We start from the raw sequence: 1,191 nt of genomic DNA, 5'->3' as shown, positions 1-1,191 counted from the left end.
TGTCCGAATAGCCTCATCAATGGCTTGGTATTGGTGCTTTTTACCGTATGCTTCGAACTCAATTATTATCACCAGCTTCGACCTCAACTGTTACTATTTTAGTCTATACTATTCAGCGACAAATTTTGGAGATTCCCAGAATATTTTTCTCACGGCGGCTAAAGCCGCTGCGAGCCTTCATCCCCGTCTCTAAAGAGCGGGGATGAAGGCTTGGGGGATTTTTGTAATCATATCGTTGCAGTTTACATGGTCAACTGTAAGTAGGTGGGCATAAATAAACGTTAAAACTTAAAAGACGAAAATCAAGCTGGAAGCCTCTATTCACAGGGGTTTCATTATTTTAAATTTCAAGCGCTATTTTACGGATAATTAAGCCCACCTACTTAGAGACCATTTATAAAGTAAAAATAAAGAAGGTGAGCGTACGCCAAATATAGACTTAAGGTTTATGGGAAGAAAACAAGCCAGCCAGCCAAGTGTGTTCAAATTCAAGAAAAGCCTATAAGAGCGACCATTTCAGATGCACAGTGGAAAATAATCGAGCCTCTGATTCCAGCAGCCAAAACCGGAGGTCGTCCACGTACAGTAAATATGCGGGAAGTAGTTAACGGTCTAAGTACAGGACAAAAACTGCAGAGATTGAAGAAAATCTCTTTGATTGAGGAAAGAAGGATTAAGTACAATATGACGAAGATGGTCAAGACCATATCGGAAAATACTCTTGGCTCGGCGACCATGTTTTTTAATCGAAATGGGCTGGAGCTGATGAAGGAATAACCCTGTTCGCATCGACCAGCATAATGCCAAAGTCAAAAGCGCAAAGAGCTTTCCCAAGCGCTCTGCCTCGGTGAAGTGAGTCGATTCAAGGGCATTAGCCCCGAGTCTTGAAAATGCCTGCATAGGGTTTCAATACCCCAGCGCAAAGCGTAATCGGCCTCCAGCCCCTCGCTGTTGGCAGGAGCAATGACCACCAAAAGCTTGCCATTATCAAGGCGCAATCCCTCAACGGCAATCACATTGACCCCAAACGCGACTAGTTCCCTTGAGGGTTTGGGATTGACCCACCTTCAAGTGGGCAAAGACTACTTGGGCTGCCAGAGAACGGCCATTGTGCTCAATCTTGTCTGTGGCTCGAATCCTCAATCGAAATGGCATTGATGGCTCTAGCAGGAGATAGCGTACCCAGGCAAA

At 44.8% G+C, this 1,191-nt stretch carries 2 pseudogenes; one reads left to right on the top strand and one right to left on the bottom strand.

Annotated elements, in window-relative coordinates:
* Positions 1 to 486 precede the first annotated feature (486 nt).
* A pseudogene (locus tag F6K51_RS37745) lies at positions 487 to 612 on the top strand (transposase); the annotation flags it as partial.
* Here F6K51_RS37745 and F6K51_RS37740 read toward each other — a convergent pair.
* Positions 613 to 1,191: pseudogene (locus F6K51_RS37740) on the bottom strand (IS4 family transposase); the annotation flags it as partial.

The sequence above is a fragment of the Moorena sp. SIO3I8 genome (genome assembly GCF_010692325.1).
Classification (GTDB): Bacteria; Cyanobacteriota; Cyanobacteriia; order Cyanobacteriales; family Coleofasciculaceae; genus Moorena.
This window is presented reverse-complemented; position numbering and strand designations above follow the sequence as displayed.